This window comes from Paraburkholderia sp., from assembly GCF_036488505.1.
Classification (GTDB): Bacteria; Pseudomonadota; Gammaproteobacteria; order Burkholderiales; family Burkholderiaceae; genus Paraburkholderia.
In genome coordinates this window covers 24396-39741 of record NZ_DASXHN010000007.1, presented here as the reverse complement: position 1 = coordinate 39741, position 15346 = coordinate 24396, and the positions used below count along the sequence as shown (strand labels likewise).

The following is a 15346-nucleotide window of genomic DNA, read 5'->3' as shown; positions in this document are numbered from 1 at the left end:
AGGTCGCGCGCAGCGCCTCGTTCGCGCCGTCGCCGAGATCGTTCAGCGCGGTTTCGACCTGATCGAGGTCGTACACGCGGCTGAACGAGGCCACCGCGATTTCCTGTTTCACCACTGCTGTTGTCATCGCACACCCCGCCGGACTGTTGTTGCCAACGCGACGCCTGATGCGCGTCGCTTTCAGGTCCAGTGTAGCGACGGCATAAACCCATGCAAGCCAGCAGTCGTGCGGCTCTGCTGCTAACAGCCGGTCGCTGGCGCGCTGTTTGCGACGGTGTTCGTCGCCGCGTTGGCCGCTTGCTTTGGGCGATTGCCGTCCTCATTTGAAATGCATTATTGCTGAACCGGTCACCACCCGACAGGTCAGAAAACGATCGGGTCATCAGGCGTAAGATGGCTTTCGGATTCAGCCGGCACCGAACCGGAAACCAGCTCGCCGCTACGCGGGCCGACGCCGGGAGTGGAGATTCCTTCTATGTGGAAAACCAGTATCGCGGCCATGCTGCTTGGTGCTTCGTTGCTCGCTCACGCGCAACAACGGCCGGCGCAGCAGGTCGTGCAATGGCAGTTGCAAGTGATCCAGGACGGTCAGCAGATCGACACGTTCGCTGGCACTACGACGGTCGGCCAGGCCCGTACCGATACGCATCATCGGGTCGTGCAGCATGACGTCGGCTGCAAGGACCAGCCTGCTGGCAGCATCGATCTGTCGCGCACGCTGACCGTCTCGCCGCTGCGGGTGGATCCGGAAGGCGTGATGTTGTCGATCGACACTCAGGAAACGCTCGAAGACGACAGCGCGCCGCGCACCGGCATCGGCTGCAAGCTGCCGCCGCAGCCGCGCCAGGTGAGCGCGAGCCACCCCGGTCTGGTCGTGCCGCCGGATCAGTGGGCCAGTTGGACGATCGTCGAGCACAATCCGAATCTGGTCTATCGCGTTCACGCGAGCGTCGTCGACGGCGGCACGAGCGGTGCAAACAGTCCCGGCGATGCAGGGACGAACGGTGCGGCGAGCGGCAACGCGGCCGGCAACTCAAACTGAACATACACAGCGGACCTCGGCAGCGCGCGTTACCGACGCGCTCGAACAGAACACGTGGATAACACGGCATGCGAAACCCAGAAGAATTGATCCGCGAGAACCTCGCGCCGAACGACTTCGTCGCAGTGAGCTGGAACCTGCACAAGGGCCGCACGCCGCTTGGCTTTCAGGCCTGGCAGGCGATGCAGAGCTGGGTGCAGTCGACCCACGCCGACGCGTACTTTCTGCAGGAAGCGATGGCGCGGCGTCTGCCGTCGCCGGTGCTGGCGAGCAGCTTCGGCGCGCCGATGAACGAGCCGGAGAGCGACGTCTGGCACTGTCAGGCAACCGAAATCGCGCGCGCGCTCGAACTCGAGGTCGCGCTCGGCCCCAACGTATTCAAGCCGTCGTGGCGACATGGCAATGCGATCCTGTCGCCGCATCCGCTCGATCTCGGCGGCCGCTGGGACATCTCCGCGCATCGCTTCGAAAAGCGCGGCTTGCTGGTCGCGCGCGCGACCTTCGGGGGACGCCTCGTCACGCTGCTGTGCGCGCATCTCGCGCTTACGCGTCCAGCGCGAATGCGGCAGATGGAATGGATCGCGCACTGGATCGCGAAAGAAGCACCCGCCGGTCCACTCGTGCTGGCCGGCGATTTCAACGATTGGCGCAACGACTCGGTGCCGCTGTTTCGCGAGCATGGCTTGCAGGAGGTCGCGACACTGCTGGGCGAGCCGGCGCGCACGTTTCCGGCGTTCTCCCCAGCGCTATCGCTCGACAAGATGTTCGTGCGCGGGATGCAGCCGGTCGAATGGATCCAGCCGGCTCAGGAAACGGCGTGGCTGTCCGATCATTTGCCTTATATGGCGCGATTGCGGCTCGATTGATCCGGCCGGCGGAATTTGTCTCATTAAGTCCGGCCACCGCCTCCCGCCGCCGATTTGCCAGTTTTATCAGGAGGGTCAATGCTGCAGCGGGCGCGCCCTTTCGGTATGATCCTGAAACTGTTTGCGCGTGGGGCGCCTGGTTTGCGCCTGCCGGACAGTCCATGGCAGCCGCCCCGCGCGGCTTGCGCCGAATCGTCGTACCTCGCTGAAGCATCGCCGCTCCCACGCCACCGTACTTTGCGGCGCCAGCAAGCCCGGCGCCGCGGTGCCGGTCCGGCAATCCGTTTCACCACGCTCGAGCGCCGCGCCGCCGCTTCATACTGCGGGCACGGTAAAATAGCGGATTGCGCATGAGCTCCGAGCACGGATCAGCGCAGCATTGCCCTTGCCGTGCCGGCCGGCTCAGACGACTGGTCGCCTTTGTTTTCGCACTATCCAAGAAGCCATGAGCAATCTCAATTCACAAACCGTCCTGAGCGTCCATCACTGGACCGATACGCTTTTCAGCTTCACTTGCACGCGCGATTCGTCGTTCCGCTTCGAAAACGGCCAGTTCACGATGGTGGGTCTCCCGGTCGACGGCAAGCCGCTGCTGCGCGCCTACAGCCTCGCCAGTGCGAACTACGAAGAACATCTCGAATTCCTCAGCATCAAGGTGCAGGACGGCCCGCTCACGTCGCGTCTGCAGCATCTGAAGGTCGGCGACGAAGTCCTGATCGGCAAGAAGCCGGTCGGCACGCTGGTGGCCGATAACCTGCTGCCAGGCAAGACGCTGTGGCTTCTGTCCACCGGCACGGGCCTCGCGCCGTTCATGTCGATCATCAAGGATCCGGACATTTACGACCGCTACGAGCGCGTGGTCCTGACTCACACCTGCCGTTTCGTCGACGAACTAGCGTACAAGGATTACATCACCGAGCACCTGCCGGCGCACGAGCACCTTGGCGAGCTGGTGCAGGAAAAGCTGCTGTATTACCCGACCGTTACCCGCGAGGCGTTCGAGAACCGCGGCCGCATTACCGAGCTGATCGAAACCGAAAAGCTGTTCGCCGACCTCGGCGTGCCGGGCTTCTCGCTCGAAAACGACCGCGTGATGCTGTGCGGCAGCCCGCACATGCTGCGCGACACCCGCAAGCTGCTCGACGATATGGGTTTCCAGGAAGGCAGCAACAACGAGCCCGGCCACTACGTGGTCGAAAAGGCTTTCGTCGGCTGAGTGAGCCCCCTGTTTCGCGGCCGCCGCGCCGCGCATCTGCAAGAAGGAGCCCTCGGGCTCCTTTTTTGTTGCCCGTTACAAAATGCCGCCGTCGTTCTGACATTGCGCGTCAGTATTATTCCGACACGCAATGATGCGAAAACATCGCGTGTCGCATGAACGCCAGGCGCTAAGCCTTGGTACGACTGCATGTTTTCATTTTTTTGAGATATCATCGCGCCGCAGGAGAAGATGCCCTGGCGCGCCATCCGCGCCGCGCCGTTGTTACTGAATGTAAATTTCGTTACGTCCGACGTGGGCGTTCGGCTTACATCCGCGAGTCACAACCGGCATCGGAAACTCCGAGATGCACACGCAGCCATTCGCGTTCGATTGTGACGCCACCTGCGCACCTGCTTCGCCGTCACACCGCTTCCTGAAGAGGGAAACTCATGGATCCGTCGCTTGCCGTCCCGTTCAACGCTCCGCTGGCGCCGTCAGCAGAGCGTGGTGGCTACGACGCGCAATCATTCGCCACCGAGTGCGAGCTGCAGCGGCTGCGCACGCGCGTGCGCGAACTGTCCGCCGAACTTGTGCAGGCGCAGGAGAGCATCCGCCGTCACGTCGCGCGCGAGCTGCACGATGGCGTGGGCGCCGAACTGACCGCGACGCGCTTCGCGCTCGCCGGCATCGAGACCTGGCTGCCCGCCGACGCCCCGCCGCAATGCGCGGACGCACTCGCGATCGCGAAATGGTCGCTCGACGCCGTGTGCGCGGCGAACCGCGACGCAATCGAACAGTTGCATGCGCCATCGTTCGACACGGGTCTCGCCGATGCGATCAGGCGCTGGACCGACGCATTCGCGACGCGCACCGGCGTGCACGCCACCTTCACCAGCGCCGCCGACGCGCGGCTCGCGCGCCTGCCCGCCGATGCGGCGCTCGCGGTGTTCCGCGTCGCGCAGGAAGCGCTCAACAACGTCGCAAAGCACGCGCGCGCGGCATCCGCCGACGTGCGCATCGAAGCGGGCCCGCGCCACCTGACGCTGCGCGTCAGCGACGACGGCATCGGCCTGCCGCGCGGCGTCTCGAAAAGCCATCGCGGCCAGGCTCACCGGAACGGCCATTTTGGCCTCGCCGGCATGCAGGCACGCTGTGCGACGTTCGGCGGCAGACTGCGGGTAAGCGCCGCGCGCGGCAAAAACGCCGGCAACGATCGCAGCCCGGCCGCGAGCGATCGCGGTGACCACGGCCACGCCGGCACCGCTGCGCACACCGGCACGGCGAGCGCCGTCGCCAGCAATGCATCGGACCGTCGAAGCCACGGTGGCACCGTCGTCGAAGCCCGTTTCGCATGGGACGCGCTGCTCGTCCCCACTGTCGCACCGCGCGCCGCCCGGCGCATGCTGCAATCGTGAACGTCCGACCATGAGCCTGCGCATTCTGATCACCGAAGACCACGCCGTCGTGCGCGAGAGCGTGCGCCAGTTGCTGCTCGATCGCGGCGTCGCACGCGAGGTCGCCGAAGCCCGGAACGGCTCGGAAGCGCTCGACGCCGTCGTCCAGCACAGCTTCGACGTCGTGCTGCTCGACATCTCGCTGCCCGACATGAACGGGGTCGAAGTGCTCAAGCGCCTGAAGCGCAAGGCACCGCGCGTGGCCGTGCTGATGTTCTCGATGTACCGCGAGGATCAATACGCGGTGCGCGCGCTGAAGGCCGGCGCGTCCGGCTATCTGTCGAAGACGGTCGACGCCGCGCAGATGATCGCCGCGATCCAGCAGGTCGCCGCGGGCCGCAAATACGTGAGCCCGGCGATGGCCGAAGCACTCGCCGACTACGTGTCGTTCGACGGCGAGCAACTGCCGCACGAAAAATTGTCCGACCGCGAATACCAGACGCTTTGCATGCTTGCGTCCGGCAAACGCCTGACCGATATCGCCGCGACGCTGTCGCTGTCGGTGAAAACAGTCAGCGTTTACCGCACCCGGCTCCTCGAAAAAATGAAGCTGCGCAACAACGCGGAGCTGACGTTCTACGTGATGAGCAACCGGCTGGTCGATCTGAATCCCGCGATGGCGGGCTGAACCGCGCCGCGACGGCTCATGCGCTCCCCTTAACTGTTCCTGATGCTCGATCTGCTACGCATCGCATGGGCCGCGTTCGGGATCTGGCTCGCGATGGGCATGGTGATGTACATCGGCTACTCGCGCCGTCGCTCGAAACGGGCGAAGTAATGTCCGTTTTTGCCGGGCGTCGATGCTGCGCCGGATCAACCCGCTGCTTGCGGCGTAAGCCGAGCGTTATCGCTGAATCCATCGATCCGCGCCGGCATGCGTCTGCCGATTGCGTCTGCATGCGCGGCGCGTGTTTTTTAACGTACCGGGTCGCGCGTACTGCCGCTCTTCTCGCGCTAGCGAACACCAAACACACTTCCCCTCATAGCGCGCTCGCGCGATTTGTGCTTTACTTTTCGGCAGACCCATAAAAACCCGTAGCACCCTCATCGGACCTCGCGAATGGCAGTCAGTACGCAGTCGAAGGAAAGCAAGGGCAATAAAAATCACAGGTCCGGTCTCACCCACAGCAACCATCTTGCATGGGATCGCGGCAAGCGCTGAAGCGCATGATCCGGTCGACACGGCAACGCGTGCGGCTGGAGCCAGTGCCGAAGCACTCGGTCCGATCGACAAGGAGACAGCTTCATGGCAATCAGCATCAGTCTGACGGTCAACGGCGCGCCTGTTAGCGCCACGGTCGACCCCGGCACCCTGCTTGTCCAGTTCCTACGCGACCAACTCCGTCTGACCGGCACGCACGTCGGCTGCGATACGGCCCAGTGCGGCGCCTGCACCGTGCATCTAAACGGCCGCGCGATCAAGTCCTGCAACATGCTCGCCGCGCAAGCCGACGGCGAGCAAATCACGACCATCGAAGGGCTCGCGCAAAACGGCACACTGCATCCGATGCAGGCCGCGTTCAAGCACTGCCACGGACTGCAATGCGGCTTCTGCACGCCGGGCATGGTGATGAGCGCGGTGTCGCTTGCGGTGCGCCAACCCGATCTGACCGGCGACGACGTGCGCGCGCAACTCGACGGCAATCTGTGCCGCTGTACCGGCTATCACAACATCGTGAAGGCCGTGCTCGAAGGCGCCGAGGGCATGAAATCCGGCGCTGGTGCCGGCGCAACCGCAGGCGCGGCCACCGCGCCCGCCGCCTGAGGAGCCGACGATGAACGCACCCGATATCCCGAGCCTGATCGGCGCCTCCGTCGAACGCAGGGAAGACTATCGCTTCCTCACTGGCAAAGGCCAGTACACCGACGACATCGTGCTGCCGCAGCAAACCTACGCGGTGTTCCTGCGCTCGCCGCACGCGCACGCGAAAATCAATCGCATCGACACTAGCGCGGCGAAGCAGTCGCCGGGCGTCGTCGCGATCTTCACCGGCGCGGACCTCGCCGCGGAGAACGTCGGCGGCCTGCCGTGCGGCTGGCTGATCCATAGCACCGACGGCAAGCCGATGAACGAGCCGCCGCATCCGGTGATCGCGCATACAAAAGCGCGCCACGTCGGCGATCAGGTCGCGCTGGTGATCGCCGACTCGATCAAGGCCGCGAAGGACGCGGCCGAGCTGATCGAGGTCGATTACGATGTGCTGCCGGCCGTGGTCGACACCGCACACGCGTCCGATCCGGGCCAGGCGGCGGTGCACGACGAAGTGCCCGACAACATCTGCTACAACTGGGGCCACGGCGACAAGGCCGCGACCGACGCGGCATTCGCCAAAGCCGCGCACGTGACCACGCTCGACATCGTCAACAACCGGCTGGTGCCGAACGCGATCGAACCGCGCGCGGTCAACGCGAGCTATTCGGCGCAGGACGAGAGCTACACGCTGTATGTCGCGAATCAGAACCCGCATGTCGAGCGGCTGCTGATGGCCGCGTTCGTGCTATCGCTGCCGGAGTCGAAATTGCGCGTGATCGCGCCGGACGTGGGCGGCGGCTTCGGCTCAAAGATCTTTCTGTACGCGGAAGACGTGGCGCTCACGTGGGCATCGAAGAAAATCGGCCGGCCGGTCAAATGGACCGCGGAGCGTTCCGAGGCCTTCCTCTCCGACGCACACGGTCGCGATCACGTGACCAAAGCCGAACTCGCGATGGACGCCGACGGCAAGTTTCTCGCGATGCGCGTGCACACGATCGCGAACATGGGCGCCTATCTGTCGACGTTCGCCTCCAGCGTGCCGACCATCCTGTACGCGACGCTGCTCGCCGGACAATACGCGACGCCGGCGATCTACGCGGAAGTGAAGGCGGTGTTCACCAACACGGTCCCGGTCGACGCGTATCGCGGCGCGGGCCGGCCGGAAGCGACGTTCGTCGTCGAGCGCCTGGTTGAAGCCGCGGCTCGCGAGATGAAGCTCGATCCCGCGGAAATCCGTCGCCGCAACTTCATCACGCAGTTCCCGTACGCGACGCCAGTCGGCCTCACCTACGACACCGGCGACTACAACGCGCTCCTCACGCGCGCGCTGGAACTCGCGGACATCGAAGGCTTCGCCGCGCGTCGCGAGGCCTCCGAAAAGAACGGCAAGCGGCGTGGCCTCGGCTACTCGTGCTACATCGAGGCATGCGGTCTCGCGCCGTCGAACATCGCAGGCGCACTCGGCGCGCGCGCGGGGCTGTTCGAAGTCGGGCAGATTCGCGTGCATCCGACCGGTTCGGTCACCGTGTTCACCGGTTCGCACAGTCACGGCCAGGGACACGAAACGACCTTCGCGCAGGTGGTCGCGGACCGGCTCGGCATTCCGCTCGAAAGCGTCGAAATCGTGCACGGCGACACCGGGCGCATCGCATTCGGCATGGGCACCTACGGATCGCGCTCGATCGCGGTAGGCGGCTCGGCGATCATGAAGGCGCTCGACAAGATCGAAGCAAAGGCGAAGAAGATCGCCGCGCATTTGCTCGAAGCGTCGGCCGAAGACATCGAGTTCAAAAACGGCATGTTCCGCGTCGCGGGCACCGACCGCACCAAGGCGTTTGCGGAAATCTCGCTGGCGGCCTACGTGCCGCACAACTATCCGCTCGACGTACTGGAACCGGGCCTCGAAGAAAGCGCGTTCTACGATCCGACCAACTTCACGTATCCGTCGGGCGCGTATATCTGCGAAGTCGAAGTCGATCCTGACACCGGCGTGAGCCGCATCCAACAGTTCACCGCGGTCGACGATTTCGGCAACGTGATCAATCCGATGATCGTCGAAGGCCAGGTGCATGGCGGGCTGGGACAAGGCATCGGCCAGGCGATGCTCGAACGCTGCGTGTACGACAACGACAGCGGCCAGTTGCTGTCGGGCTCGTATATGGATTACGCGATGCCGCATGCGTCCGATCTGCCCGACTTCACGGTCGAAACCGCGAAGGGCACGCCGTGTACGCACAATCCGCTGGGCGTTAAAGGTTGTGGCGAGGCCGGCGCGATCGGTTCGCCGCCGGCGGTGATCAACGCGATCATCGACGCGCTCGCGCCGCTGGGCGTGACCGATATGCAAATGCCAGCCACCCCGCATCGCGTATGGTCCGCGATTCACGCGGCCAGGCAACCCTAACCATCGATCCTGAGCGGAGCATTCGACATGTATTCATTCGAGTATCAACGCGCGACGGATCCGAAAGCCGCCGCCGCGGCCCTCACCGCCGACAGCGAAGCGAAATTCCTCGCCGGCGGCCAGAGCCTTCTGCCGACGATGCGCCTGCGTCTCGCACAGCCGTCGCAACTGATCGACGTGACGCGGATTGCCGCGCTGAAGTCGATCGCGGTCGACGCGAACACGGTGACGATCGGCGCGGCCGTCTGTCACGCGGACGTTGCCGATCATGTGGACCTGCGGCGCGTGTTGCCGGCGCTCGCGGACCTCGCCGGACATATCGGCGACCGCCAGGTGCGCGCGCTCGGCACGATCGGCGGTTCGCTCGCGAACAACGACCCGGCCGCGTGCTACCCAGCCGCGGCGATGGGCCTCGATGCGACGATCGTCACCGACCGTCGGCGCATCGCGTCGGGCGACTTCTTTGTCGGCATGTATGAGACGGCGCTCGTGCCGGACGAGCTGATCGTCGCGGTCGAATTTCCGGTACCCGAGCGCGCCGCGTACGAGAAATTCCGTAACCCCGCGTCGCACTTCGCGCTGGTCGGCGTGTTCGTCGCGAAATTGGCGAGCGGCGTGCGCGTCGCGGTAACGGGCGCCGCGTCATCGGTATTTCGCGTGCCGGAGCTGGAAAGCGCGCTGTCGTCGAACTTCACGCCCGCTGCGGCACGCGCGGTCAGCGTGCCGCACGGCGAGCTGAACGACGACATGCACGCGAGCGCCGAATATCGCGCGCATCTGATTCCGGTGCTCGCCGCGCGCGCTGTGGCGAAGGCGAATGGTTAGCGTCTTTGGCTGACACGCCCGGCTTGCCGCGCATCGATGCACGGTGCTGCGGGCAAGCCGGCTTCGCTTGCGTCGCGTAGCGCACGCGGGGCGCGCTTCACACTTTCCGCAGCGGGTGCCTGTCTCTCGCGTCACGCGCGAGTTGCGCTTTAGATGCGCTCAGTTGCGTTTCAGCCACCCTCATCGCGCAGATTCAGGACCACCATGCAGCCGGCCTCGATCGATGAAACCCTCGCTCAACTCGCCGCCCAGCGCTATTTCGCAAGCCGCGAACTGGCGACCGCGCTGTATCTCGCGCTGCGCATGGAGCGGCCGCTATTCGTCGAAGGCGAACCCGGCGTCGGCAAAACCGAACTCGCGAAAGCCGCGGCGGGCATGCTCGGCACCACGCTGTTGCGGCTGCAATGCTATGAAGGGCTGGACACGGCGAGCGCGCTCTACGAATGGGACTACCCGCGCCAGATCATGGCGCTGCGGCTCGCCGAAGCCGCCGGCGAACGCCCGGACAACGACACACTGTATCGCGGCGAATTCCTGCTTAAGCGCCCGCTGCTGCAGGCGCTGTTGCCCGACCAGGATCATCCCGGCGCGCGGCGCGTGCTGCTGATCGACGAAATCGACCGCGCGGACGAACCGTTCGAGGCGTTCCTGCTGGAACTGCTGTCGGATTTTCAGGTATCGATTCCCGAATATGGCACCGTGCGCGCGGCGCAAGCGCCACTCGTCGTGATGACGTCGAACCGCACGCGCGAAGTTCACGACGCACTGAAACGCCGCTGCCTGTATCAATGGATCGGTTATCCGGACCGCGAGCGCGAACTCGACATCGTCGCCGCGCGCGCGCCGCAAACGTCGCAGCAATTGCAGCGGCGTGCGGTCGATTTCGTGCACCGGCTGCGCGCGATGGATCTGTTCAAGGCACCGGGCATTGCCGAAACCATCGACTGGTGCCGCGCGCTCGAAGCGCTGTGCGTGACGGAACTCGATCCGCAATCGGTGCAGAACACACTCGGCGTGCTGCTCAAGTATCAGGACGATCTCGCGCGCGTGGACACTGAGCAGATCGCGCAGTGTTTGTCGGCTTGAGGATGGTGGACGTGGCCAAGCCAAACGGCGCAGAGGATCGAGGCAACGCGAAGCGGGCCGCCGCATCGGCGGACGGCGCGCCGATGCTCGCGCGCAACGTCGTCCACTTCGTGCGGGTGCTGCGCGGCGCGGGCTTGCCGATGTCGCCCGCGCAAGCCGTCGACGCGCTTGCCGCATTGCAATGGATCGATCTCGGCCGCCGCGACGACGTGCGCGCCGCGCTCGCCGCGCTGCTCGTCACCGCGCCGGACGAGCGCGAGCTGTTCAATGCCGCGTTCGATCTGTTCTGGCGCGATCCCGACTGGGAAGGCAAACTGCGCGCGCTGCTGTTGCCGAAAGTCCGCGACGGGCTGCCGCCGCCGAAGCGCAACAACCGTCTCGCCGATGCACTCGCGGTGCGCATGCCGCCGTCGCCGCATCCGAAGCCGCCGCAGGAAACCGAACAGCACGAGCTGCATGCGCAACTGACGTTCAGCGCGGAGGAGCGGCTACGTCACCGCGATTTCGATACGCTCACCGCCGACGAATGGCGCAGCCTGCGTCATCTGATCCGCGCTCAGCGCCTGCCGCTTGCGACCGAACCGACGCGCCGTCTGAAGGCGTCCTCTCACGGCACGCATGCGGACTTGCGCGCGAGCGCGCGACATGCGGTGCGCGCGGGCGGCGACTGGACGGTGTGGAAATATCGCGCGGTCGTCGAACGCAAGCCGCCGCTCGTGCTGCTGCTCGATATCTCCGGCTCGATGAGCAACTACTCGCGCGCCGTGCTCTACTTTTGCCACGCGCTGCTGCAGTCGCGCGAACGCCTGCAGGTGTTCCTGTTCGGCACGCGGCTCACGAACGCGACGCGCGCATTGCGCGAGCGCGATCCCGACGTCGCGATCGCGACGCTCAGCGATCAGGTGGTCGACTGGTCGGGCGGCACGCGCATTGGCGCCGCGCTCGCCGAGTTCAACCGGCGCTGGGCGCGCCGGGTGCTGACCGGCCGCGCGACCGTGCTGCTGGTCACCGACGGACTCGATCACGAAGCGATCGACGTGCTCAATACCGAGATGGCCCGCCTCGCGCGCTTCGCGCATCGCATCGTGTGGCTCAACCCGCTGCTGCGTTTTAGTGACTTCACGCCGAAAGCGCGCGGCGTGCAGGCGATCCTGCCGTATGTCGACGCGCATCGCCCGGTTCATAATCTGGATAGTCTCGCAGCATTCGGCCGCGATCTCGCGCAACTCACGCGCGCGCCCCGCCACGTCGTCGCGACGACGACACTCGCAGGAGCAAGCTCATGGAATTGACCGAAACTCATACACTGCCGGTCCCGCAGCAGCAAACCTGGGACGCGTTGAACGACACCGAAATCCTGCGCGCGTGCATCCCCGGTTGCGAAAGCATCGACCCGGATGGCGAGAACGCGTACCTGGTCGCGCTGAGCGCGACGGTCGGGCCGGTGAAGGCACGCTTCAAAGGGCGCATGCAGTTGACCGACATCGATGCGCCGAACACCTACACTATCGTTTTCGAAGGCCAGGGCGGGGCCGCCGGCTTCGCGAAGGGCAACGCACGGGTCAACCTCGAAGCCGATGGCGACGCGGCCACGAAGCTCAGCTATACGGCGAATGCACAGGTCGGCGGCAAGCTCGCGCAGATCGGCTCGCGGCTCGTCGACGGCGCGGCGCGCAAGATCGCCGGAGAATTTTTCAAGCGCTTCAGCGCGCAATTCTCGGCGGACAGCGACGCGCAAGCGCCAGCGCCTGGCGACCTCTCGGCCGCGGCCGATGGCACGCCCGTGCAAGCGGAATCGAATCAAGCCGAGGACGGCGAGTCCGGCGGCGAGGACAATAAAGGGAAGAAATCATGGACAGCGTGGATCTCGAAGTTCTGAAGTCCAGCGCTCGCTGGCTCGAAGATGGACATCGCGCGTTGCTGGTGACGGTGGTGAAGACGTGGGGCTCGTCGCCGCGTCCCGAAGGTGCGATGCTCGCCGTGCGCGACGATGGACTCGTGGTCGGCTCGGTATCGGGTGGCTGCATCGAGGACGATCTGATCGAGCGCGTGCGGCAACGTGGTATCGAGCAAGCGCATCCGGAGGCGGTGAAGTACGGGATCACCGCGGAGGAAGCGCATCGCTTCGGGCTGCCGTGCGGCGGCACCATCCAGCTGGTGCTCGAACCGTTGACCCCGACGAGCGGCATCGGCGAACTGTGTCGCGCGGTAGAGAGCGGCCGGCTCGTCACGCGCGAAGTCAATATGGCGACCGGCGCGGTGCGGCTCGATAACGCGCAGGCGACCGACGGCGTGCATTTCGACGGCCAGCGTCTGCTGACGATCCACGGCCCGCGCTACCGGATGCTCGTGATCGGCGCCGGCCAGTTGTCGCGCTACCTGTGTCATATCGCGGTCGGGCTCGACTATCAGGTCACCGTGTGCGATCCGCGCGAGGAGTACACAGAGGAATGGGACGTGCCCGGCACGAAGATCGTCCGTACGATGCCGGACGATACAGTGATCGACATGAAGCTCGACGAGCGCTGCGCGGTGATCGCGCTCACGCATGATCCGAAGCTCGATGATCTCGCGCTGATGGAAGCGTTGAAGACACCGGCGTTCTATGTCGGCGCGCTCGGGTCCAGAAGAAACAATCACGCGCGGCGCGAGCGGCTGAAGGAGTTCGATCTGAGCGAAGCCGAACTGGCCCGATTGCATGGACCGGTCGGCATTTATATCGGCAGCAGGACGCCTCCTGAAATCGCGGTGTCGATTCTCGCCGAGGTGACGGCCGCGAAGAACGGCGTGTCGCTGCCGACGCTGTTGCAGGTGGAAGGCGCAAAGGCGGCACAGGAGATCGCGGCGTCGGGCGGAACGGCTTGCAGCGTTTGACGCTTATGAAATGAAGCGGTCCGTTGCGCGCGGGAACTCGGGTGGCGTAACGCTCAGCTTCGCGCCGTAGCGCTCACCGCGACCGGCATACCAGTGCGGGCCAACACCGACATCGGACGATACGTCGACGTCCAGAACCTTTAAACCGGCCACAACGGCCCTTCCTGCATCGCGCCGATTTGCTCGCGCATCTCGAGAATGCGGTCCTCCCAGTAACGCTGGGTGTTGAACCACGGAAACGCAGCCGGAAACGCGGGGTCGTTCCAGCGACGCGCGAGCCACGCCTGATAGTGAATCAGCCGCAGCGTGCGCAGCGCTTCGATCAGATAAAGTTCGCGCGGCTCGAAGTCGCAGAAGTCCTCGTAGCCGGCGAGCAGATCGGTGAGCGCGAGCGACGCCTCGGCTCGCTCGCCCGGCAGCAGCAGCCACAGATCCTGAATCGCGGGGCCCATGCGGCTGTCGTCGAAATCGACGAAATGCGGGCCTGCGTCGGTCCATAGCACGTTGCTCGGATGACAGTCGCCGTGCAGACGCAGCTTGCGAATCTCCCCCGCGCGGTCGAACGCATGCGCGACGCCTTCGAGCGCGAGGTTCACGACGGTTTCCCACGCGGTGCGCACATCGTCAGGCACGAAGCGCTGCGCGAGCAGAAAGTCGCGCGGCTCATAGCCGAAGGTTTCGATGTCGAGCGTTGGGCGCTCCATATAGTTGTGCGTCTGCCCGCTCGCATGAATGCGTCCGATGAAACGCCCCAGCCACTCGAGCGTATCGCGCCGGTCGAGATCCGGCGCGCGGCCGCCGCGCCGTTCGAAGACCGAGAAGCGAAAGCCGTCGAAGGTATGAAGGGTGCGGCCGTTTAGCACACGAGCGGGCACCGCCGGAATTTCACGCGCGACCAGCTCGGCGACGAACGCGTGCTCTTCGAGAATCGCGGCATCGCTCCAGCGCTCGGGACGATAGAACTTCGCGACCACCGGCGGCCCGTCTTCGACGCCGACCTGGTACACGCGGTTCTCATAACTGTTCAGCGGTAGCAGGCGGCCGTCGGTGCGCACGCCGGCCGTCGCCAGCGCGCCGTCGAGCGCGTCGAGCACGGTTTCCGGTGTGAGCCGGGCAAACGGCACCGCGCTATTCGCGCCGGCCTCGGGATTCGGAATGTCGGGAGTGGTGTCGTTCATGCCCGCATTGTGCGCCGCGCCGTGTCGAAAGACGAGGGTGGCAGATCAAAATCGGAGCACGTGCGTGAATCCACGAATCCACGCGGCGCGCACGAGCAAGCACGAGGATTTAACCGTTGCTTACACCAGGACTACGATTCGCACGCATATAGCTGTCGCACCCGTCGCCTGTGGCACCCGTCGCGTTCAATGCGTCTGCGCACCAGCCGGGCGTATCAGATCGCCGGTATCGATCAGGTCTTCAAGGAAAAAGGGTTCGGTGTTCAGTTGCTCGGATGCGCCGGGTTCACCGGCGTACCACGCCACCATTGCCATGTCGCCAAGTATGCGCATGACAATTCCGCGCGCACCTTGTGGCACGGCGATATGTACCGAGCGGACAATGGAACCGACTTGCATGATATTTCCCCGTTTCCCTTAGCCGGCTTTGTGTTTTCTCGCCGGTCGAGGTGATGATAAAAAGCGCCGCTTCGCCGCTAAGCTTGCAAACAAAGCCGTCATGAAGATCATCATAAACCCTGCTGACGCGGACATCAAAACGGGGCGCCGCCACAACGGTTGGTTTGGTACGAGCGCCGCATCGCCACGCACTGGCCTTCGCGGCGCACGTAAAACACACCGCAAGCACGCGTTGTGCCGACTGATTTGCGCCGCCGTTGCGTGTCC

At 64.9% G+C, this 15346-nt stretch carries 15 protein-coding genes and 1 pseudogene; 13 read left to right on the top strand and 3 right to left on the bottom strand.

The genetic code is table 11. The features are described 5' to 3' along the window. Positions 1–127, bottom strand: a pseudogene (locus tag VGH68_RS00500) (AAA family ATPase); the annotation flags it as partial. Positions 128–475: 348 nt separating this feature from the next. Here VGH68_RS00500 and VGH68_RS00495 point away from each other — a divergent pair. The 13 genes from VGH68_RS00495 (at position 476) to VGH68_RS00435 (ending at position 13502) form a co-directional block, all read left to right on the top strand. Next, positions 476–1042 carry a hypothetical protein gene (locus VGH68_RS00495; protein ID WP_331601550.1) on the top strand — a complete coding sequence of 189 codons (567 nt, stop codon included), beginning with the start codon at positions 476–478 and terminating at the stop codon, positions 1040–1042. A gap of 68 nt (positions 1043–1110) precedes the next feature. After that, entirely contained in the window at positions 1111–1908 is a 798-nt protein-coding gene (locus tag VGH68_RS00490) for an endonuclease/exonuclease/phosphatase family protein (RefSeq protein WP_331601549.1), read from the top strand. A 445-nt stretch (positions 1909–2353) separates the two neighbouring features. Next, positions 2354–3124 carry a ferredoxin--NADP reductase gene (locus VGH68_RS00485; RefSeq protein ID WP_331601548.1) on the top strand — a complete coding sequence of 257 codons (771 nt, stop codon included), beginning with the start codon at positions 2354–2356 and terminating at the stop codon, positions 3122–3124. A 431-nt stretch (positions 3125–3555) separates the two neighbouring features. Further along, on the top strand, positions 3556–4521 hold the full coding sequence (locus tag VGH68_RS00480) for a sensor histidine kinase (protein ID WP_331601547.1): 966 nt from the start codon (positions 3556–3558) through the stop codon (positions 4519–4521). A 10-nt stretch (positions 4522–4531) separates the two neighbouring features. After that, positions 4532–5188, top strand: a complete 657-nt coding sequence (gene rqpR / locus VGH68_RS00475) for a response regulator transcription factor RqpR (RefSeq protein ID WP_331601546.1) — start codon at positions 4532–4534, stop codon at positions 5186–5188. A gap of 42 nt (positions 5189–5230) precedes the next feature. Continuing rightward, positions 5231–5338, top strand: a complete 108-nt coding sequence (locus VGH68_RS00470) for an amino acid permease C-terminal domain-containing protein (RefSeq protein ID WP_414696871.1) — start codon at positions 5231–5233, stop codon at positions 5336–5338. Positions 5339–5806: 468 nt separating this feature from the next. Next, positions 5807–6325, top strand: coding sequence for a (2Fe-2S)-binding protein (locus VGH68_RS00465; protein ID WP_331601545.1), 519 nt, complete (start codon positions 5807–5809; stop codon positions 6323–6325). A gap of 10 nt (positions 6326–6335) precedes the next feature. Next, entirely contained in the window at positions 6336–8717 is a 2382-nt protein-coding gene (locus VGH68_RS00460; RefSeq protein ID WP_331601544.1) for a xanthine dehydrogenase family protein molybdopterin-binding subunit, read from the top strand. Positions 8718–8744: 27 nt separating this feature from the next. Beyond that, the gene (locus tag VGH68_RS00455) at positions 8745–9542 is read left to right on the top strand and encodes a xanthine dehydrogenase family protein subunit M (protein ID WP_331601543.1); all 798 of its coding nucleotides are present in this window, start codon (positions 8745–8747) and stop codon (positions 9540–9542) included. Between the two features lie 204 nt (positions 9543–9746). Next, entirely contained in the window at positions 9747–10628 is an 882-nt protein-coding gene (locus VGH68_RS00450) for a MoxR family ATPase (RefSeq protein WP_331601542.1), read from the top strand. 83 nt (positions 10629–10711) lie between these two features. Next, entirely contained in the window at positions 10712–11920 is a 1209-nt protein-coding gene (locus VGH68_RS00445) for a VWA domain-containing protein (protein WP_331601552.1), read from the top strand. Beyond that, the gene (locus VGH68_RS00440) at positions 11911–12507 is read left to right on the top strand and encodes a carbon monoxide dehydrogenase subunit G (RefSeq protein WP_331601541.1); all 597 of its coding nucleotides are present in this window, start codon (positions 11911–11913) and stop codon (positions 12505–12507) included. Before VGH68_RS00445 ends, VGH68_RS00440 begins: the two co-directional genes overlap by 10 nt. Then, positions 12480–13502, top strand: a complete 1023-nt coding sequence (locus VGH68_RS00435; protein WP_331601540.1) for an XdhC family protein — start codon at positions 12480–12482, stop codon at positions 13500–13502. Before VGH68_RS00440 ends, VGH68_RS00435 begins: the two co-directional genes overlap by 28 nt. A gap of 140 nt (positions 13503–13642) precedes the next feature. Here the strand turns inward: VGH68_RS00435 and VGH68_RS00430 are convergent, their stop codons facing one another. After that, positions 13643–14680 carry a serine/threonine protein kinase gene (locus tag VGH68_RS00430; protein WP_331601539.1) on the bottom strand — a complete coding sequence of 346 codons (1038 nt, stop codon included), beginning with the start codon at positions 14678–14680 and terminating at the stop codon, positions 13643–13645. 186 nt (positions 14681–14866) lie between these two features. Then, positions 14867–15079: a hypothetical protein gene (locus tag VGH68_RS00425; protein WP_331601538.1), complete on the bottom strand. Its 213-nt coding sequence runs from the start codon at positions 15077–15079 to the stop codon at positions 14867–14869. Between the last annotated feature and the right edge of the window lie 267 nt (positions 15080–15346).